Genomic DNA, 17,674 nt, shown 5'->3' on the forward strand with positions numbered 1-17,674 from the left:
GAAGACCCTCACCCCGACCCTCTCCCGCGAAGGCGGGAGAGGGAGGAAGGAAGCGATCTCCTCACTCCTCCATCGCCACCTTCGCCAGTTCGTCGGCCTCGATCAGCAGCGCGTCGTCGGCCAGCCCCTGCGCCACCGTCTCGCGGCCGATCAGCACCAGCACGGGCACCGCCAGCGGGGAGACGCGGTCGAGCTTCACGTGGACGATGCGCTCCGCCGCGCGCTCGATCAGAGCGCCCAATCGCCCGACGTCGGTCATCTTCGCCCGCGCATCGGCCCAGGCGGCGTCGAGCAGCAGATGATCGGGCTCGTAGCGGCGCAGCACGTCATAGATCAGGTCGGTCGAGAAGGTGACCTGGCGGCCCGACTTCTTCTTGCCGGGGTGCTGGCGCTCGACGAGCCCGCCGATCACCGCCACCTCGCGGAAGGCGCGCTTGAGCAGCGCCGACCGCTCGACCCAGTCGACGAACTCGTCTTCCAATATCGTCGCGGAGAACAGGCTGGCGGGATCGGTGACGGGGTGGATCGAATAGCAGGCGATCGCATAGTCGCTCGCCACGAAGCCCAGCGGCGACAGCCCCATGCTCTCCATCCGCCGGGTCAGCAGCATGCCGAGCGACTGGTGCGCGTTCCAGCCTTCGAAGCTGTATATCACCATATAATGGCGCTTCTCGTGCTGGAAGGTCTCGACCAGCAACTCGTCGGGGGCAGGCAGGCGCGATCGGCGGGCCTGCATCTCCAGCCAGTCGCGGACATCGTCGGGGAAGCGCGGCCATTCGGACGGGTCGTGGAGATAGCGGCGCACCCGCTCGGCCAGATGGGTCGAGATCGGCATGCGCGCGCCGCCATAGGTGGGGATGCGCGCGGGCTTGGTGGTGGCGCGGACGATCAGGTCGGTCAGGTCGATCTTCTGGACCTCCAGCGCCATCCCCATGAAGAAGAAGCAGTCGCCGGGTGCCAGGGTGACGCCGAACCCCTCCTCGACCTTGCCGAGGCTGCGGCCGTTCCTGAAGCGCACGTCGAGCATCGGCGCCTCGACGATGATGCCGGCGTTCAGGCGATGCTGGGCGGCGAACTGGGGATGGCTGATCCGCCAGCGGCCGTCCGGATCGCGGGTCAGCCGGCGATATTTCTCGTAGGCCTTCAGCGCATAGCCGCCATTGGCGATATAGTTCAGCACCCGGTCGAACTGCTCGGGCGTAAGCGTCGCATAGGGCGCCGCGCGCCGGACCTCGGCAAGCATGTCCCCGGCTTCGAACGGGCCGGCGCAGGCGATCGCCATCACATGCTGGGCGAGCACGTCGATGCTGCCCGGCCGGAACGGCTCATTGTCGAGCTCGTCCGCCTCGATCGCGTCGATCGCGGCGCGCCCTTCGAGATATTCGAAGCGGTTGCCGGGAACGATCACCGCCTCGCTCACCTCGTCGAGCCGGTGATTGGCGCGGCCGAGACGCTGGAGCAGGCGCGACGCCCCCTTGGGCGCGCCCATCTGGATGACGAGATCGACATCGCCCCAATCGACGCCGAGATCGAGGCTGGCGGTGGCGACCAGTGCGCGCAGCCGCCCCTCGGCCATCGCCGCCTCGACCTTGCGGCGCGCCTCCTTGCTCAGTGAGCCATGGTGGATGCCGATCGGCAGGCCCATCGCGTTGACCTTCCACAGGTCCTGGAAGATCAGTTCGGCGAGGCTGCGGGTGTTGCAGAAGATGATCGTGGTCTTGTGGGTCTCGATCTCGGCCATCACCTGCTCGGCGGCATAGCGCCCCGAATGGCCGGCCCAGGGGATGCGCCCTTCCGGGATCAGGATATCGACCCGGGGCTCGGCGCCGCGTTCGCCCTGCACCAACGCCACCGATTCATAGTCGCCATCGCCCGACAGCCAGCCGCGATAGGCATCGACATCGGCGACCGTCGCCGACAGCGCCACCCGGCGCATCTCCGGGGCCAGACTTTCCAGCCGGGCGAGCGAAAGGGCGAGCAGGTCGCCGCGCTTGGTGGTGGCGAAGGCATGGACCTCGTCGATCACCACCGTCCTAAGGCCGGCGAACAGCGCCGCGCTGTCGGGATAGGACAGCAGCAGGCTCAGCGATTCGGGAGTGGTGAGAAGGATCTGCGGCGGCTTGACCCGCTGCCGCGCCTTGCGATCGGAGGGCGTGTCGCCGGTGCGGGTCTCGACCCTTATGTCGAGGCCCATCTCCGCGATCGGGGTCAGCAGGTTGCGCTGCACGTCGACCGCGAGCGCCTTAAGCGGCGATACATAGAGGGTGTGGAGGCCTTTCCCGCCGCCCGCCTCGATCAGCTCGACGAGCGTGGGGAGGAAACCGGCCAGCGTCTTGCCGGAGCCGGTCGGCGCGACGAGCAACGCATCGCGCCCCGCCCGCGCGGCGGCAAGCATCTCCAGCTGATGCCGGCGCGGCGCCCAGCCCCGGGCGGCGAACCAGTCGGTGAGGGGGGTGGGGAGGTTGGCCACACCAACCCTTTTACGTCATCCCAGCGAAGGCTGGGATCCATGTCTCTCTCGACGGGAGATGCCATCGCCTGATGCGACAGACATGGACCCCAGCCTTCGCTGGGGTGACGGGTTGGATTGGATCAATGCGCGACCTGTTCGCCGCGCTCCAGCCCGGAAGCCGCCAGCTGCTCGTCGATCTGGGCGAGCAGGCGGTCGAGCCCGGCCTGGTCCTTCGCCTCGGCGCGGGCGACCAGCACGTCCTGGGTGTTCGACGCGCGCAGCAGCCACCAGCCATCCGGGGTGTTGACCCGCGCGCCATCGGTGCGGTTGACCTCGGCGCCCGAGGCTTCGAGCCGGTCGAGCACTTCCTCGACCACCTTGAACTTGCGGCTCTCGTCAACCTGGAAGCGCAGCTCGGGGGTGTTCATCAGCACCGGCATCCGGTCCTTGAGCGCGGTCAGCGACCCGCCCAGCTGGCTGATCGCCTCGATCAGGCGCACCGCCGAATAGAGCGCGTCGTCAAAGCCATACCAGCGATGCTTGAAGAAGATATGGCCCGACATCTCGCCCGCCAGCGGGCTGTGGGTCTCGGCCATCTTGACCTTGATCAGGCTGTGGCCGGTCTTCCACATGCAGGGCTCGCCACCCAGTTCCTTCACCCGGTCGAACAGGGCCTGGCTGGCCTTGACGTCGGCGATGATGGTGCCGCCGGGCACCTCCTTCAGCACCGGCTCGGCGAGGATCGACAGGATCTGGTCGCCCCAGACGACCCGGCCCCGGCCGTCGATCGCGCCGATCCGGTCGGCGTCGCCGTCGAAGGCGATGCCGAAGTCCAGGCCCTTCTCCGCGACCAGCGCCTTCAGGTCGGCGAGGTTCTTCTCCTCGGTCGGGTCGGGGTGGTGGTTGGGGAAGCGACCGTCGATATCGGCGTAAAGCACATGGTGCTCGCCGGGCAGGCGCGCGACCAGTTTCTCCAGGATGCGGCCGCCCGCGCCATTGCCATTGTCCCAGCCGATGCGGAACGCCCGGCCGGAAAAGTCCTCCAGCAGCCGATCGACATAGAGGTCTTCGATGTCGGCGTCGCTGACGGTGCCGGCGCCTTCCTCCCAGTCGCCGGTCGCCGCCATCTCGCCGATCGACTGGATCTGGCCGGCGAAGAAGGGCTTGTGGCCCAGCACCATCTTGAAGCCGTTATAGTCGGCGGGGTTGTGGCTGCCGGTGATCTGGATGCCGCCGTCCACCTCCAGCGTCGCCTCGGCGAAATAGAGCATCGGCGTGGGGCCGAGGCCGGTGCGGACGACATCGACGCCGCTTTCGGTCAGGCCGCGCACCAGTTCGTCGCGCAGGCTTTCGGACGAGACCCGCCCGTCCCAGCCGACCGCCACCCGCGTGCCGCCGGCGCGGCGCACATGGGTCGCGAAGCCCCGCCCGATCGCATAGGCATCGGCGGTCCCCAATGTCTTCCCGACGATCCCGCGTATGTCATATTCGCGCAAGCTGGTCGGGTCGAAACGATGGGTCAAAGGGGCCTCCGTGGTCGATATATCGAAAAAAGATCCTCCCTGCCGCGAAGCGGTGGGGAGGGGGACCGCTTGAAGAGCGGTGGAGGGGTGTCCGACCTCGATCGCTGGAAAACCCCTCCACCATGCTGCGCATGGTCCCCCTCCCCATCTGCGATGGGGAGGATCTTGCTGTCCGAACTTCTCTAGCGCTTCTGTAGTTCCGCCAGCAATATATCCCGCGCGGCATTCACCCTGCTGGCCAGTTCGGCCGATCCACCCTGGTCGGGATGGACCTTCGCCACCAGCCGGCGATGCGCGTTGCGGATCGCATCGGGATCGGCCCCCGGCTCGACGCCGAGCACGCGGCGGGCCTCCTCGACGTCCATGCGGGGCGGGGTGCCGGCGCCGGCCAGGCCGGGCTGGACGAGCAGCCAGACGCCGGGCAGGAACATCGGCAGCGCGACCGCCCAGGCGCCTTTCGTCAGCAGGAACAGGCCGCCGATCGCCGACGCCGCGGCGATCAGCTGCTGGCGCGAGAGATTGCGCCCCCAATACCACCAGGCGACCCCGGCGGCCGCCAGCAGCAGCAATATCACCCCGCGACAGCCTGGGGCTGATGCTGCGGCCATTGCGACAGCGCCAGCCCCGCCACCATCTCGCGCAGTTCCTGGCGCGCCGCGACATGGCCGATGCCGGCCTCGCTGCCGATCGCCTTCAGGTCGAGCAGGGTGAGCCCCTTGGGGAAGAGTTCGCGATAGATGACGCGCTCGGAGAGACCGGGGATGACGCGGAAGCCGACCCGCTTGGCGAGGTCCTGCATCGCGTCGGCGACGCGGCGCATGTTGCGCGCCTCCAGATGCTGGAGGCGGTTGCGCAGCAGTACCCAGTCGACCGTGCCGCCGTCGATCCGGCCGCGCGTCTTGCGCGCCTCCCACACCAGTTCGGCGTAGAAGCTGGGGCGGCGGATCTTGAAGGTCTCGGGATCGACCTGGCCGATCAGGTCGAGATCGACGAAGCTGTCGTTGATCGGGGTGACCAGCGTGTCGGCGCGGACGATCGCGGCGCGGGCATGCTCGTCGTCGCGGCCCGGCGTGTCGATGACGATGACGTCATGGTCGGCGGAAAAGCCGTTGATCAGGTCGTCGAGCAGATGGCCGCGCGCGCTGTCGAAGGTCTCGAAGGTCGGGGTCGGCAGCGGCTGGCCGATCCGCCGCTCGGTCGCGACGCGGTTCTCCAGATAGCGGGCTAGCGTGCGCTGGCGGGTGTCGAGGTCGATCGCCGCGACCCGCCTGCCGGCGGCGGCGAGCGCGACCGCGACATGCACCGAGGTGGTCGACTTGCCCGACCCCCCTTTCTCGTTGGCGAAGGTGATCAGATGGGCGTTCGGCAAACTTCGTTCCCTTCACCGCACCGTGCTTGATCCGCCGGGCGGCCTTGTCCAAGGAGCTTCCACTGAAAGGGGTCTATAGTCGGTGGATATCGTCCGGAACATAGCTGATCTGCGAGCGGCGGTCGCAAAACTGAGGATAAGTGGCGCGTCGGTGGCGCTGGTGCCGACGATGGGCGCGCTCCACGCCGGCCATATCGCCCTTGTGGACGCCGCCCGCGCCAAGGGGTGCCAGGTCGTCGTCTCGATCTTCGTCAACCCCACCCAGTTCGGCCCTAACGAGGATCTCGACGCCTATCCGCGCCGCGAGGCGGCCGATGTCGCGATGCTGGAGGCGGCGGGAGCGGCGCTGCTCTGGGCGCCCGACGTCGCCACCATGTATCCGGCGGGCTTCGCCTCCACCGTCAGCGTGGAAGGCGTGAGCGAGCGCTGGGACGGCGCCGCCCGGCCCGGCCATTTCGCCGGGGTGGCGACGGTGGTCACCAAGCTGTTCCAGCAGGTGAAGCCCGACATCGCCCTGTTCGGGGAGAAGGATTTCCAGCAGCTGGCGGTGATCCGCCGCTTCGTCGCCGATCTCGACATCGACATCGAGATTGTCGGCGTGCCGACCCAGCGCGAGGATGACGGCCTGGCGATGTCCTCGCGCAACGCCTATCTCGGCCCCGAGGAGCGGGTGACGGCCCGCACCCTGCCGCGCGCGCTGGGCGAGGCCAAGGCGGCGATCGAGAAGGGCGGCGACGTCAAGGCGGCGCTCGATGCCGCGATCACGCGGCTCAGGGACGCCGGGTTCGATCCGATCGACTATGTCGCGCTGGTCGATGCCGCGACCCTCGAGCCGGTCGAGCGGCCGGACGGCGAAGCCCGCCTGATCGCGGCGGCGAAGCTGGGGCGGACCCGGCTGATCGACAATCTGGCGGTGGGCAAAGCCTGACCGTCGAATCAGCCCGCCACCGGCAGCCTGATCGTCCCGTCCGGTTCATATTCCAGCGGCCCATAGGCCAGCACCGCGTCGAGCGTCAGGGGGGCGTAGAGATGGGGGAACAGCGCGCCACCGCGCGACACCTCCCACTTCAGCGCGTCGCCGAGCACCGACAGGTCGACCGTGACGATATGGACATCGTCCCGCCCGGCGAAATGCCTGGCCAGCGTCTCGCCGAGCTGGTCGGCGGTCGACATGTGGATATAGCCATCGGCCAGGTCGACCGGTGCGCCGTCGAAGCGGCCATCCGCCTCCAGCCGCGCCAGCTCCGGCCCGAGCAATATCTTGTAGGCGACCGCCTCCGCCACGATCAGAAGCTCGGCACCGGGGTTTCGCCCGAATAGTCGTAGAAGCCCTTGCCGGTCTTGCGGCCCAGCCAGCCGGCCTCGACCAGCTTCAGCAGGATCGGCGCGGGGCGATATTTGGGATCGCCGAAATCGGCCTGGAACACCTTGAGCACCTCGACGATCGTGTCGAGGCCGACCATGTCGGCCAGGGTCAGCGGGCCCATCGGGTGGCCGCAGCCCAGCTTCATGCCCGCATCGATGTCAGGGATCGAGGCGAGCCGTTCGCCCGCCGCGAAGGCCGCTTCGTTGAGCAGCGGCAGCAGGATGCGGTTGACGACGAAGCCGGGGCTGTCGGTGGCGAGGATCGTGGTCTTGCCGGTCTTGCGGCCGAATTCGCGCGCCGCCTCGACCGCCGCCTCGCCGGTGGCGAGACCCCTGATCAGCTCGAGCAGCGGCATCAGCGGCACCGGGTTGAAGAAGTGCATGCCGATGAAGCGCTGTGGATCGGGCACCGCCTGCGCCAGCCGGGTGATCGAGATCGACGAGGTGTTGGTGGCGAGGATCGCGGTGGGGCTGAGCACCTTGGCGATGGTCTCGAAGATGGTGCGCTTGACGGCCTCGCGCTCGGTGGCGGCCTCGATGATGATCTCGGCGGCGCGCATCGGCTCCAGATCGGCGACCGGCACGAGCAGCGCGTCGGCCGCGTCGCGCTTGGCGGCGTCGAGCTTGCCGCGCTCGACCGCCTTGTCGAGCTGCTTGACGATCCCGGCCTTGCCCTTGGCGGCGACGTCCAGCGAGACGTCGGACAGCAGCACCTTGATGCCGGCCTGTGCCGCGATCTGGGCGATGCCCGCGCCCATCTGCCCCGCGCCGACCACGCCGATGACGTCCACCATGATGCTGTCTCCCAAACGACCGTTACAGCGGCCTGTTAGTCGGCCGCGCCGGTCTTCGCAATCGCAACATTCCACTCTTTGCCGACCTGCTGGTCTTTTTCAGAGGGTAGCCGGGCGGCATGCTGCACCGCGAATCGCGTGGGGTCGAGCCGTGCCAGCGCCCAGACCGCCGCGCCGCGCACCACCGGCGCCGGATCGTCGAGCAGCGCCTCGACCATCGGCACCAGGCCCGCTCGCCGGCTGTTGCCGGCGGCGATCAGCGCGTTGCGCAGCATCCGGTCGCGACCGATGCGCTTGATCGGAGATCCCGAGAAGATCGCCCGGAAGGCGGCGTCGTCCATTGCCAGCAGGTCGGCCAGTTCGGGTGCGGCCAGCTCGGCGCGGGCGGCGAAGGCGCGGTTGGCGGCGCCGGCCTGGGCGAATTTGTTCCAGGGGCAGACCGCCAGGCAATCGTCGCAGCCATAGATGCGGTTGCCGATGGCCGAACGGAATTCATGCGGGATCGGCCCCTTATGCTCGATCGTCAGATAGGAGATGCAGCGCCGCGCATCGACCACATAGGGGCGGGGGAAGGCATCGGTCGGGCAGGCCGTCTGGCAGGCGTCGCAGCTGCCGCAGCGATCGTCATGGGCCTCGTCGGGCGGCAGATCGAGGCTGGTCATGATCGCGCCGAGGAACAGCCAGCTGCCATGATCGCGCGAGACGAGGTTGCTGTGCTTGCCCTGCCAGCCGATCCCGGCGGCGGCCGACAGCGGCTTCTCCATCACCGGGGCGGTGTCGACGAATACCTTCAGCTCGCCCCCGGCGCGATCGACCAGCCAGCGGGCGAGATGCTTCAGCGCCTTCTTGACGATGTCATGATAGTCGGCGCCCTGCGCATAGACCGAGATGCGGCCGATGCCGGGTTCGTCTGCCAGCCGCATCGGATTCTCGCGCGGGGCATAGCTCATGCCCAGCATGATCAGGCTGCGGGCCTCGGGCCACAGGGCCTGCGGCCGCGCCCGCTGGCCTTTGCGCGCCTCCATCCAGTCCATCGATCCGTGCGCGCCGGCCTCCAGCCAGTCGTCGAGCCGTTCCGCCGCTTCCGGCGCCGCATCGGCGCGGGCAAAGCCGCACGCGGCGAAGCCCAGCGCCAGCGCCTCGGCGCGGATCGCCTCGCGCAGCGAAGAGGGATCGGTGGTCATTCCATAGACTCCTATCCTCCGCCGTCGTCCCGCGTCAGCCCGAATGACGATGATGGGCTGCGAATCCGGGCAGGATTGTAACCAAGCCCAAGGTTGAACCGTATCCTTTCCGTCTCCACATGCGGAGAAGACCAAGGAGAAGGCGGTGATCGATCGGCGTGGCTTGCTGGGCGCGGGGATGGCGACCGCGGTGACCGCGATCATCGCGGGCCGGGCCTTTTCGGCACCGAAGGAGAAGCAGGGCTTCGCCTTCACCCTGAGCGACGCCGAATGGCGCAAGCGGCTGAGCCCCGATGCCTATGCGACGCTGCGCCACGAAGCGACCGAGCGGCCCTTCACCAGCCCGCTCAACAAGGAGCACCGCACCGGCACCTATCTGTGCGCGGGCTGCGATCTGCCGCTCTTCTCCTCGCTCACCAAATATAATAGCGGCACCGGCTGGCCCAGCTTCTGGCGCCCGCTGCCCCGCGCGGTCGGCACCAGCACCGACTATGCGATCGGCTATGCGCGGACCGAGGTGCATTGCAGCCGCTGCGGCGGCCATCTCGGCCATGTCTTCGACGATGGCCCGCCGCCCAGCGGCAAGCGCTACTGCATGAACGGCGTCGCGCTGAAATTCGTGCCGAAGAAGGCCTGATCGCGCGGCTTCAACGAAAAAGCCCGGCCACCCCTGGGGATGGCCGGGCTTTTTCGTCAGGCGTTCGCCCGATCAGCTGAGCGGGGTGAGATTCACCGCAGCATATTTGCCCCGACGATCGACCTCCAGCTCGAACTCGAGCCGGTCGCCTTCGTTGAGGTTGGTCATGCCGGCGCGCTCGACGGCCGAGATGTGGACGAAGGCATCGGGCTGGCCGTCATCGCGCTGGATGAAGCCGAAGCCCTTCATCGCGTTGAAGAACTTGACCGTGCCGGTGGCCTTTTCGCCGGTCAGCTGGCGCGACGGGCCGCCACGCGGCGCACCGCCGAAACCACCTTCGCGCGGCTCGCGGGGTGCGCGCTCCTCGACCGGAAGCGGATCGCCCTCGATCTTGAGGTCGGTCGCGGAAATGCGACCGCCGCGATCGACGAGGGTGAACTCGAGCGGCTGGCCTTCGGCCAGGCCGGTCAGGCCGGCCTGCTCGACCGCGGAGATATGAACGAACACATCCTCGCCGCCATCGTCACGAACGACGAAGCCGAAACCCTTCTGGCCGTTGAAGAATTTGACGACGCCCTTGCCCTCGCCGATGACCTGGGCCGGCATGCCGCCACGGCCACCGCCGCCGCCGCCGCCGAAACCGCCGCCGCCACCGCCGCGGAAACCGCCGCCGCCGCCGCCACCGCCGAAGCGGTCACCGCCGCCGCCGCCGTAGCCGCCGCCACCGCCGAAACGGTCACCGCCGCCACCAAAGCGGTCGCCGCCGAAGCCGCCGCCGCCGCCATAGCCACCGTAACTCTCGTCACCGAAGCCGTCGCGCTTGTCCCTGCCGCCGCGCGGACCGCGCTTCCCTCTATCGAAACCCATGCCTTGCAGATCTTCCCGAATCGCGCCCCGAGCATCGAAAGGATGTGGCGCCGGGCGTTGGCCCATCATCCCTCCGGCGCGCAAAAATCAGACGCGCCTGAACAGAGGCATAAAGCAAAGTAAAGCGTCTAGCGAGCGGTTTCGCCATGCAAAGGCCTGTAACCGCACGCCGATTTGGCCCAAACTGTCGCCGAGACGAGCATGTAACCGTATTTTCTTACCCCCTGCGGCATCGGCGCAACGCGATTCCCGGGCTAGGGTCGCGCCTCTTCAGTCCGAGTCGCGCCAAGTCTCAGGCCGCCCTCGGCTGATTCCCTGATGAACGATTCGGACAAAGCATGACTGACATTGCCGCCATTTTCGCCGATCCCGCCAACTGGGCCGCGCTGGCCGCGCTGGTGACGATGGAAGTCGTGCTCGGCATCGACAATCTCATCTTCATCTCGATCCTCACCAACAAGCTGCCGGAGCAGTATCGCGCACGGGCCCGCGCGATCGGCATCGGTCTGGCATTGGGGCTGCGCCTGGTGCTGCTGAGCCTGATCGCCTTCATCGTCACCCTGACCCGGCCGATCCTCGATCTGTTCGGCCATCCGCTGTCGTGGCGCGATATCATCCTGATCGCGGGCGGACTCTTCCTGGTCTGGAAGGCGACCAAGGAGATCCACCACAATGTCGACGTGCAGGGCGACGACGGGCTGTTCGACACGGAGCGCGCCGGGCTCTCCTTCGGGGCGGCGATCGTCCAGATCATCCTGCTCGACCTGGTCTTTTCGATCGATTCGATCATCACCGCGGTGGGCATGACCGATCATGTGCCGATCATGTTCATCGCGGTGATCGCCGCGGTCGCGGCGATGATAACCGCCGCGGGCCCGCTGTCGCGCTTCATCGAGAAGAACCCGACGGTGGTGATGCTGGCGCTGGCCTTCCTGTTCATGATCGGCATGACGCTGATCGCCGAGGGCTTCGGGGCGCATGTGCCCAAGGGCTATATCTATGCGGCAATGGCCTTCTCGGCGGCGGTCGAGGGGCTGAACATGGTGCAGCGCCGGCGCAGGAAGCGGTAGCGGCCCGCGCCCGGCCGCGGCGGCCCGTCGGCCACATGCCGTTCAGCATCGCTGTGCCAAATGAGGCACTCGTTCGTTCGAGTGTCGTGATGCATATCGATATCCATTCGAGGAAGGTCCGGCTGGCCGCCGGCGCGGCGGCATTCCTGGGGCTCGTCGCCTGGCTGGTGCCGCCGACGACGCCGCAGTCGCGGCCCTCGCCGTTGCGCGCCTTCGCCACCATCGATCCGCACCGCGACGATGCGGCCGCCCTGCCCAGGGGCCGCACCGCCACCGTCTGGAGCGCCGAGGCCTGGCGGCGCTGGCATGCGGGCGAAGCCGCCGCCCCGCCGCCCCTGGCCGTGCCTGCGCCGATGCCGGTACTGCCGCCGCCGCGGGTGGCCGCCCCCCGCCGTGCCGCGCCGCCGCCGCCCGCCGCCGACGAGGATCGCTATTGGGAGGAGCGGGAGGCCGAGGATCGCCGCTGGGCCGAGCGTCGGCAGGAGGATGAACATCGCTGGCGGCAACGCTGGCGTGAGGAGCGCCGCTGGTCCGAGGAGGGCGACCGCTGGGACCCCGATGGCGAGGACCGCGCCTATGAGCGGCGCGAGCGTGTCATCGAACGGCGGATGCGCCGCTTTCCCGACGACGACCCCTATTATGAGGGGGAAGACGAAGGGTGAGGCGGCGCGCCGGGTTCGCTTCGCGATGGCGCATGGCGCTTCCACCCCGGACGATCAGGCCCTAAGAAGGCGGCATGTCCGCCGACCGCTTCGAACGCCACCGCCAGCCCTGGACCCCCGACGAGGTGCAGAAGCTTCACACCCTCGCGAAAAAGGGCATGGCGCTCAAGGCGATCGCCAAGGCGCTCAAGCGCAGCGAGGAATCGACCAAGGACCGCGCCAAGGCGGACGGGCTGAACATCGCCAAGCTGCGCTGACCCTCTGCCGTATTGCTGTTGCATATATGCCATACACCTCGCCACGATCGCATCCGTGCCGCTTTTCGATTGGCCGTGGCCCGGTAACTCGGTCATGAAGCGGTCATGAAGGGTGGGAGCGAATCGGGAGCGGGCAAGCCGGCAGGCGCGTCTGAGCGCATATTGCGGGCGCTGGCGGCGGAATTCCCGCGGCTGCACGATCGCCAGTCCTTCCTGGACAGCGCCGCGCTCAAGGCCTGGTACGAGAAAGAGGGCGAAACGCTCAGCGACAATGAGCGCCAGGCGGTCACCCGCGCGCTCAGCCGGCTGGTCAGCGACGGCAGCATTTCCGAAGTACTGTGGCCCAGCGGCCATGCGGACAAGGTGCAGCTCCCCGAGCAGGGGATGATCGCGGTCTCGGTCAATCTCGGCTCGCTGCGCGAGGAACGGCTTGCCTGGGAAGCCCAGCGCGAAGGGCCCGAGCCGAGCCAGGAACGCATCGTCACCGAGATCATCACGCGCACCCGGCCCTGGATCGACGCCAATCTGGACGGGGGCAAGCTGCCGTTGCTGCTGGTCAACGCCAGCATCATCCACGGATCCAACGCCTTCGATATCCTCATCAGCGCGCAATATCGCAACCCCTACAACCTGCTGCGCTACACGCGTGAGGTGGTACAGGTGGCGCCGCATGTCGCCGGCACCCACACGATGCTGGTTGCCCAGAATTACGGCTTCCCGGATTTCGCCGCCAAGCGCTGAACTTCTCTCTTTGCGACTGCCTCGCAATTGCATCATTACTTGCCGGACCCTGTCGCGCCACTGATCGAAATCTTGGATCAGCCTCGGCGGAATTATCGATTTGCTTTTTGATCGCCGCCACGACCTGATGCTCTCCAAACAATAGAAATGCGGAGTCCGGTTCCAGCGAGAAGGAGAGCGATCATGGGTCTGAAGGGCAGCAAGACGGAAGAGAATCTCAAGGCCGCGTTTGCCGGCGAGAGCCAGGCCAATCGCCGCTATCTCTATTTCGCGCAGAAGGCCGACATCGAAGGCTATAACGACGTCGCCGCCGTGTTCCGCTCGACCGCCGAGGGCGAGACCGGCCACGCCCATGGCCATCTCGAATTCCTCGAGGAGACTGGCGATCCGGCGACCGGAGAGCCGATCGGCGACACGATCAAGAACCTCAAGGCGTCGATCGCGGGCGAGACCCACGAATATACCGACATGTATCCGGGCATGGCCAAGTCCGCCCGCGACGAGGGCTTCGACGAGATCGCCGACTGGTTCGAGACGCTCGCCAAGGCCGAGAAGAGCCACGCCGGCCGCTTCACCAAGGCGCTCGAAACGCTGGCGTGATGCCTTTGCCCTAGTTCCTCCCCGGTATGGGGAGGGGGACCGCACGAGGTGCGGTGGAGGGGAGGCCGTCGCAGACCGCGCTTACGCGCCACCCCTCCACCATCCTGCGGATGGTCCCCCTCCCCTGCAGCGCAGGGGAGGAATGCCGGCTGTTGCGACACATCCAAAAGGGAGAGCCCATGCGCGAAGGCAGCCTCGAAGCCCCGACCCGCCATCCCATCCCCTGGCAGGAGGAGGGCTATTATGACGAGGCCGCGCTGGATGCCGAGCTGCGCCGGGTGTTCGACATCTGCCATGGCTGCCGGCGCTGCTTCAACCTGTGCGACAGCTTCCCGCGCCTGTTCGACCTGATCGACGAGAGCCCGACCGGCGAGCTGGACAGCGTCGAGTCGAAGGATTTCAAGCCGGTCGTCGATGCCTGCACCCTGTGCGACATGTGCTTCATGACGAAGTGCCCCTATGTGCCGCCGCACGAATTCGATCTCGATTTCCCGCATCTGATGCTGCGCGCCCGCGCGATCGAGTTCGCCAAGGGAGAGACCAGCTTCCCCGACAGGGAACTGGCGAAAACCGATCGCAACGGCCAGCTCGCCAGCCTCGTCGCGGGGCCCGCCAACTGGGCGACGAAGCGCGGCAACATGCTGACCCGGCCGATCCTCCAGGCGGTGGCGGACATCGATGTCCGCGCCGACCTTCCCGCCTTCGCCGACGCGACCTTCGAGGAGCAGGCCGCCGCATCGGGCGCCGCGATCAACGCTCAGGCGCCTGCCTATGGCCGCAAGGCGCTGCTTTATGCGACCTGCTATGTGAACTTCAACACGCCCGGCGTCGGCCTCGCGACCCAGAAGGTGCTCGCGCATAACGGCGTCGACATGGCCGTCGCCCATCCCGGCTGCTGCGGCATGCCCAAGCTGGAGAATGGCGACCTCGCCGGGGTGGCGGCGCAGGCGCGGCTGGTGGCGGCGGCGCTGGAGCCGGCGATCGACGCGGGCCGCGACATCATCGCGCTGACGCCGAGCTGCGCGCTGATGCTCAAGTTCGAATGGCCGCTGATCCTGCCCGAGGATCCCCAGGTCAGGAAGCTGGCCGCGGCGACCTTCGACATCGCCGAATATGTCGTCGACATCGCCAAGAAGGAGGGGCTGGCCCCGGGGCTGGGCGACCTCGCCGGGCCGGTGGCGATGCACTTCGCCTGCCATTCGCGCGCGCAGAACCAGGGGCCCAAGGCGGCGGAGATGCTGCGGATGATCCCCGGATCGCAGGTCTCGGTGGTCGAGCGCTGCTCGGGCCATGGCGGCAAATGGGGGATGTTCACCAAGAATTTCGACGTCGGCATCAAAATCGGCAAGCCTGCCGGCCGGGCGCTGGCGAAGGACACTCCGGCGCATGTCGTGTCCGAATGCCCGCTGGCCGGCGTCCATCTGCGCCAGGTGATCGAGACGATCCCGGCCGCCCCGGTGCCCGATCGGGTGGGCCACCCGATCGAGCTGTTCGCCCGCGCCTATGGCTTCTGAAAGAGTCTGACATGCCCGCCAGCAAGCGCCGAATCGAGCCCAACGACATATTGCCGGCCCGCGACTATGCCGCCCACCGCAAGGACTATCGCGCCGCCCGCATGGCCAACAAGCCGAAGCGCACCCTCCATGTCGGGCCCTATGCGACGATATTGTTCGAAAGCTATGACTCGATGTGGCTGCAGGTGCAGGAGATGCTCTACATCGAGAAGGGCGGCGACGAGCAGCTCGCCGACGAGCTGGCCGCCTATAACCCGATGATCCCCGACGGCACCGAGCTGACCGCGACGATGATGCTGGAGATAGAGGACGCGGGCCAGCGCGCGCGGGTGCTGGCGACGCTCGGCCGGATCGAGGACCATGTCGCGATCCGGATCGGCCCCGATCGCATCGCCGCGCGGCCCGTGGGCGAGGAGGAACGCACCAATGCCTCCGGCAAGACCTCGGCAGTGCATTTCTTCCGCTTCCCGTTCAGCCCGTCGCAGATCGCCGCCTTTCGCGAGCCGGGCACCCCGATCCTGTTCGAGATCGATCATCCGAATTACGGCCATATCGCGATCGTCGGCGATGCGATGCGGGCCGAATTGCTGAAGGACTTCGCATAAGGGGACAGGAGGGCCGGGCATGGTCGAGGAGCAGACACTCGATCCCGCGCGCCGCTGGTGGGTGCCGGCGGTCACGGCGCCCTGCCGCGACTGGGCCGGGCGGCCCGGCTGCCGCAAGGGCGCGCGCTATCTGGTCGGCGAAACCAGCTTCGCCGCGACGACCGAAGGCTATCCGGTGTTCGAGAGCCGCGCCGATTGCCTGATGTGGATCATGCGCCACCGCACCGAACTGGCCCACGCCGCGCCGGATACGCCGGTGCAGGCGGTCGATCTGGCGAAGTGGATGCTGGGGCTGAGCTGAGGCCGTCCGGCGATTCCGGTTGCGCCGGTCCCGAATATCGCCAAGCTCGTTTCATGTCCGATCCGGCCCTCCCCGCCCGCCCGTCGCCGCTCCAGCGGCTGAAGGCCTATGCGGCGCATCCCGATCCGCTGGCGGAAAGCTGCAACTGGATCGCGCTGGTGGTCGCGTCGAACCAGCCCATCTATCCGCTCTATCTGCTGTGGATCGTCGGCGGGGACTGGTGGATATCGGTGTGGACCTTCCTGTCGACGCCCTTCTTCCTTGCCGTCCCGGCGGTCGCGCGGCGCCATGCCGCGATGGGCCGGGCGCTGCTGCCGCTCGCCGGGATCGGCAACGGCATCGTCAGCGCCAAGGCGTTCGGAGTGGCCTCGGGTGTCGAGCTGTTCCTTGTCGCGTGCAGCCTGATCGGGCTGCTCGCTTTCCGCCGGGGCGAGGGGCGCTGGACGCTCGGTATCTTCGCTGCAGCGGCCGCCGCGCTGCTGCTCCACGATCATTATGGACCGCCGCTCGGCCGGTTCGACGCCGGGCAATATGCCGCCTTCTTCCGGCTCAACGCCTATAGCGTCGCGGGCCTTTGTTTCGTCATCCTGTGGAGCCTGGGCCGTCTCCGGCTGGGGAAGGGGAGGCCGGTCAGCGGCTGAGGCGGGCAGCGATACGCCGCGCTGCCTCGCCGGGCGCGGTGGCGGTGGTGTCGATCACCAGATCGGCCGCCGGCATCGCCGCCATGCAGCGCGCGAAATCGCCGTGGAGCGCATCGAACATGTCGAGCGAGCGCAGCTTGCCGAAGGCGGCGCGGCCCTCATCGACCAGCCGGCGGCGCTGCTCCTCGGGATCGATCTCCAGCGCCACGGTCAGCACGCTGCCGCCCCGCCGCCCGACCATGGCGATCAGCCGCTGGGGAAAGTCCGTCGCGACGCTGGGCTCGGGCGCGAAGGTGAAGATCAGCGACCGGCCCTCGGCGGCGGCGGCATCGATCGTCTCCAGCCAGAAGCACTCGCGCAGCGTGACGAAGGAATCACTGCCGAACGGGAAGACCGCCATCACCGCATCGACGACAAGATGGTTGTGGAACAGCGGCAGGCCGGTGATCGCCGCCAGTTCGCGCGCGACGGTGAGCTTGCCCGCCGCCGCCTGGCCATAGAGGAAGACCAGCTGCATCGGCGCGCTCAGCCCTGCCTCGCGCTCGCGCGCAGATTGCCGCCGAGCCGGGTCAGCAATTGCTGGAGGCGGGTCAGGTCGTAGCTCGCCATGCCCGTTGCCTCGAGCAGCTCCGGCGAGATGCAGGCTTCCTCGGCGGCGGCGGCGCGGCCCTTGTCGGTCAGCGAGACGCGCACCACCCGCTCGTCGTCGGTGTCGCGCCGGCGGGTCACGAAGCCGGCCGCCTCGAGCCGCTTGATCATCGGGGTCAGCGTGTTCGATTCGAGGAACAGCCGGTCCCCCAGTGCGCCCACCGTCTGCCCGTCCTCATGGGCGAGCGCCAGGATCAGCAGATATTGGGGATAGGTTAGGCCGAGCCTGTCGAGCAGTGGCTTGTAGACGCGGTTGAAGGCGAGCCCCGCCGAATAGACGGAGAAGCATAGCATCCTGTCAAATGGTCCGGAGGACGTGGTCATACCCGGATTATATATCGCACACGATTAAATCGCAAGGTTGACAACCCCAACTAGCGTCCCTAGATAAATCGTACACGATTTAATTGTGCACGATATAAAATGCCTCCAACTGATAAGGAT

General features: G+C 67.7%; 21 protein-coding genes. 11 read left to right on the top strand and 10 right to left on the bottom strand.

The window, feature by feature from the left end; genetic code table 11:
• Nucleotides 1-61: 61 nt before the first annotated feature.
• From CMV14_RS02050 to CMV14_RS02065, 4 genes are all read right to left on the bottom strand, one after another.
• On the bottom strand, nt 62-2,470 hold the full coding sequence (locus CMV14_RS02050) for a ligase-associated DNA damage response DEXH box helicase (protein ID WP_066960182.1): 2,409 nt from the start codon (nt 2,468-2,470) through the stop codon (nt 62-64).
• 122 nt (nt 2,471-2,592) lie between these two features.
• Entirely contained in the window at nt 2,593-3,975 is a 1,383-nt protein-coding gene (gene pgmG, locus CMV14_RS02055) for a phosphoglucomutase/phosphomannomutase PgmG (protein WP_066960185.1), read from the bottom strand.
• A gap of 182 nt (nt 3,976-4,157) precedes the next feature.
• The gene (locus CMV14_RS02060) at nt 4,158-4,550 is read right to left on the bottom strand and encodes a J domain-containing protein (protein ID WP_066960188.1); all 393 of its coding nucleotides are present in this window, start codon (nt 4,548-4,550) and stop codon (nt 4,158-4,160) included.
• Nucleotides 4,547-5,344 (bottom strand): division plane positioning ATPase MipZ, encoded by a 798-nt coding sequence (locus CMV14_RS02065; protein WP_066960191.1) that lies wholly within the window; start codon nt 5,342-5,344, stop codon nt 4,547-4,549. Before CMV14_RS02065 ends, CMV14_RS02060 begins: the two co-directional genes overlap by 4 nt.
• An 82-nt stretch (nt 5,345-5,426) precedes the next feature.
• Between CMV14_RS02065 and panC the strand changes: the two genes are divergently transcribed.
• The gene (gene panC, locus CMV14_RS02070) at nt 5,427-6,272 is read left to right on the top strand and encodes a pantoate--beta-alanine ligase (RefSeq protein ID WP_066960193.1); all 846 of its coding nucleotides are present in this window, start codon (nt 5,427-5,429) and stop codon (nt 6,270-6,272) included.
• Nucleotides 6,273-6,280: 8 nt separating this feature from the next.
• Here the strand turns inward: panC and CMV14_RS02075 are convergent, their stop codons facing one another.
• From CMV14_RS02075 to queG, 3 genes are read right to left on the bottom strand one after another with little or no spacing between them, the layout of a single operon-like run.
• On the bottom strand, nt 6,281-6,628 hold the full coding sequence (locus CMV14_RS02075) for a DUF952 domain-containing protein (RefSeq protein WP_066960195.1): 348 nt from the start codon (nt 6,626-6,628) through the stop codon (nt 6,281-6,283).
• Between the two features lie 2 nt (nt 6,629-6,630).
• On the bottom strand, nt 6,631-7,500 hold the full coding sequence (locus CMV14_RS02080; RefSeq protein ID WP_083215705.1) for a 3-hydroxyacyl-CoA dehydrogenase family protein: 870 nt from the start codon (nt 7,498-7,500) through the stop codon (nt 6,631-6,633).
• Between the two features lie 38 nt (nt 7,501-7,538).
• Nucleotides 7,539-8,687, bottom strand: coding sequence for a tRNA epoxyqueuosine(34) reductase QueG (gene queG, locus CMV14_RS02085; RefSeq protein ID WP_066960199.1), 1,149 nt, complete (start codon nt 8,685-8,687; stop codon nt 7,539-7,541).
• Between the two features lie 178 nt (nt 8,688-8,865).
• Here queG and msrB point away from each other — a divergent pair, with 178 nt between their 5' ends.
• Nucleotides 8,866-9,324 (top strand): peptide-methionine (R)-S-oxide reductase MsrB, encoded by a 459-nt coding sequence (gene msrB, locus CMV14_RS02090; RefSeq protein ID WP_066960427.1) that lies wholly within the window; start codon nt 8,866-8,868, stop codon nt 9,322-9,324.
• Nucleotides 9,325-9,396: 72 nt separating this feature from the next.
• On the opposite strand, the gene CMV14_RS27350 is transcribed toward msrB, so the two are convergent.
• Entirely contained in the window at nt 9,397-10,191 is a 795-nt protein-coding gene (locus tag CMV14_RS27350; RefSeq protein WP_066960430.1) for a cold-shock protein, read from the bottom strand.
• Between the two features lie 338 nt (nt 10,192-10,529).
• Between CMV14_RS27350 and CMV14_RS02100 the strand changes: the two genes are divergently transcribed.
• The 9 genes from CMV14_RS02100 (at nt 10,530) to CMV14_RS02140 (ending at nt 16,582) form a co-directional block, all read left to right on the top strand.
• Nucleotides 10,530-11,261, top strand: coding sequence for a TerC family protein (locus CMV14_RS02100; RefSeq protein ID WP_066960201.1), 732 nt, complete (start codon nt 10,530-10,532; stop codon nt 11,259-11,261).
• Nucleotides 11,262-11,350: 89 nt separating this feature from the next.
• The gene (locus tag CMV14_RS02105; RefSeq protein ID WP_066960203.1) at nt 11,351-11,923 is read left to right on the top strand and encodes a hypothetical protein; all 573 of its coding nucleotides are present in this window, start codon (nt 11,351-11,353) and stop codon (nt 11,921-11,923) included.
• Nucleotides 11,924-11,997: 74 nt separating this feature from the next.
• Nucleotides 11,998-12,180 carry a hypothetical protein gene (locus CMV14_RS02110; RefSeq protein ID WP_066960204.1) on the top strand — a complete coding sequence of 61 codons (183 nt, stop codon included), beginning with the start codon at nt 11,998-12,000 and terminating at the stop codon, nt 12,178-12,180.
• Between the two features lie 105 nt (nt 12,181-12,285).
• Nucleotides 12,286-12,921 (top strand): hypothetical protein, encoded by a 636-nt coding sequence (locus tag CMV14_RS02115; RefSeq protein WP_238147166.1) that lies wholly within the window; start codon nt 12,286-12,288, stop codon nt 12,919-12,921.
• A gap of 183 nt (nt 12,922-13,104) precedes the next feature.
• Entirely contained in the window at nt 13,105-13,521 is a 417-nt protein-coding gene (locus CMV14_RS02120; protein ID WP_066960205.1) for a rubrerythrin family protein, read from the top strand.
• Between the two features lie 179 nt (nt 13,522-13,700).
• Nucleotides 13,701-15,035, top strand: coding sequence for a heterodisulfide reductase-related iron-sulfur binding cluster (locus CMV14_RS02125; RefSeq protein WP_066960207.1), 1,335 nt, complete (start codon nt 13,701-13,703; stop codon nt 15,033-15,035).
• A gap of 11 nt (nt 15,036-15,046) precedes the next feature.
• Complete coding sequence (locus CMV14_RS02130) at nt 15,047-15,640, top strand: DUF3501 family protein (protein WP_066960210.1); 594 nt, start codon at nt 15,047-15,049, stop codon at nt 15,638-15,640.
• 19 nt (nt 15,641-15,659) lie between these two features.
• Nucleotides 15,660-15,941: a hypothetical protein gene (locus CMV14_RS02135; protein WP_066960212.1), complete on the top strand. Its 282-nt coding sequence runs from the start codon at nt 15,660-15,662 to the stop codon at nt 15,939-15,941.
• 53 nt (nt 15,942-15,994) lie between these two features.
• Nucleotides 15,995-16,582, top strand: a complete 588-nt coding sequence (locus CMV14_RS02140; protein WP_066960214.1) for a hypothetical protein — start codon at nt 15,995-15,997, stop codon at nt 16,580-16,582.
• Here CMV14_RS02140 and CMV14_RS02145 read toward each other — a convergent pair.
• Together CMV14_RS02145 and CMV14_RS02150 are read right to left on the bottom strand one after the other, a co-directional pair.
• Entirely contained in the window at nt 16,572-17,099 is a 528-nt protein-coding gene (locus CMV14_RS02145) for a phosphotransferase-like protein (RefSeq protein WP_066960219.1), read from the bottom strand. The genes CMV14_RS02140 and CMV14_RS02145 overlap by 11 nt on opposite strands.
• 8 nt (nt 17,100-17,107) lie before the next feature.
• Nucleotides 17,108-17,554: a MarR family winged helix-turn-helix transcriptional regulator gene (locus CMV14_RS02150; RefSeq protein WP_066960221.1), complete on the bottom strand. Its 447-nt coding sequence runs from the start codon at nt 17,552-17,554 to the stop codon at nt 17,108-17,110.
• Nucleotides 17,555-17,674 lie beyond the last annotated feature (120 nt).

This window comes from Rhizorhabdus dicambivorans (genome assembly GCF_002355275.1).
Taxonomy (GTDB): domain Bacteria; phylum Pseudomonadota; class Alphaproteobacteria; order Sphingomonadales; family Sphingomonadaceae; genus Rhizorhabdus; species Rhizorhabdus dicambivorans.

Excerpts from the sequence above, each read along its gene's own strand:
- msrB (WP_066960427.1), top strand. The coding sequence starts at position 8,866 with ATGGCGACCGCGGTGACCGCGATCATCGCGGGCCGGGCCTTTTCGGCA.
- CMV14_RS02135 (WP_066960212.1), top strand. The coding sequence starts at position 15,660 with ATGGTCGAGGAGCAGACACTCGATCCCGCGCGCCGCTGGTGGGTGCCG.
- CMV14_RS02150 (WP_066960221.1), bottom strand. The coding sequence starts at position 17,554 with ATGACCACGTCCTCCGGACCATTTGACAGGATGCTATGCTTCTCCGTC.
- CMV14_RS02115 (WP_238147166.1), top strand. The coding sequence starts at position 12,286 with ATGAAGGGTGGGAGCGAATCGGGAGCGGGCAAGCCGGCAGGCGCGTCT.
- CMV14_RS02145 (WP_066960219.1), bottom strand. The coding sequence starts at position 17,099 with ATGCAGCTGGTCTTCCTCTATGGCCAGGCGGCGGCGGGCAAGCTCACC.
- CMV14_RS02125 (WP_066960207.1), top strand. The coding sequence starts at position 13,701 with ATGCGCGAAGGCAGCCTCGAAGCCCCGACCCGCCATCCCATCCCCTGG.
- CMV14_RS02105 (WP_066960203.1), top strand. The coding sequence starts at position 11,351 with ATGCATATCGATATCCATTCGAGGAAGGTCCGGCTGGCCGCCGGCGCG.
- CMV14_RS02130 (WP_066960210.1), top strand. The coding sequence starts at position 15,047 with ATGCCCGCCAGCAAGCGCCGAATCGAGCCCAACGACATATTGCCGGCC.
- CMV14_RS02100 (WP_066960201.1), top strand. The coding sequence starts at position 10,530 with ATGACTGACATTGCCGCCATTTTCGCCGATCCCGCCAACTGGGCCGCG.
- queG (WP_066960199.1), bottom strand. The coding sequence starts at position 8,687 with ATGACCACCGATCCCTCTTCGCTGCGCGAGGCGATCCGCGCCGAGGCG.
- CMV14_RS02140 (WP_066960214.1), top strand. The coding sequence starts at position 15,995 with ATGTCCGATCCGGCCCTCCCCGCCCGCCCGTCGCCGCTCCAGCGGCTG.
- CMV14_RS02110 (WP_066960204.1), top strand. The coding sequence starts at position 11,998 with ATGTCCGCCGACCGCTTCGAACGCCACCGCCAGCCCTGGACCCCCGAC.
- CMV14_RS02120 (WP_066960205.1), top strand. The coding sequence starts at position 13,105 with ATGGGTCTGAAGGGCAGCAAGACGGAAGAGAATCTCAAGGCCGCGTTT.
- CMV14_RS27350 (WP_066960430.1), bottom strand. The coding sequence starts at position 10,191 with ATGGGTTTCGATAGAGGGAAGCGCGGTCCGCGCGGCGGCAGGGACAAG.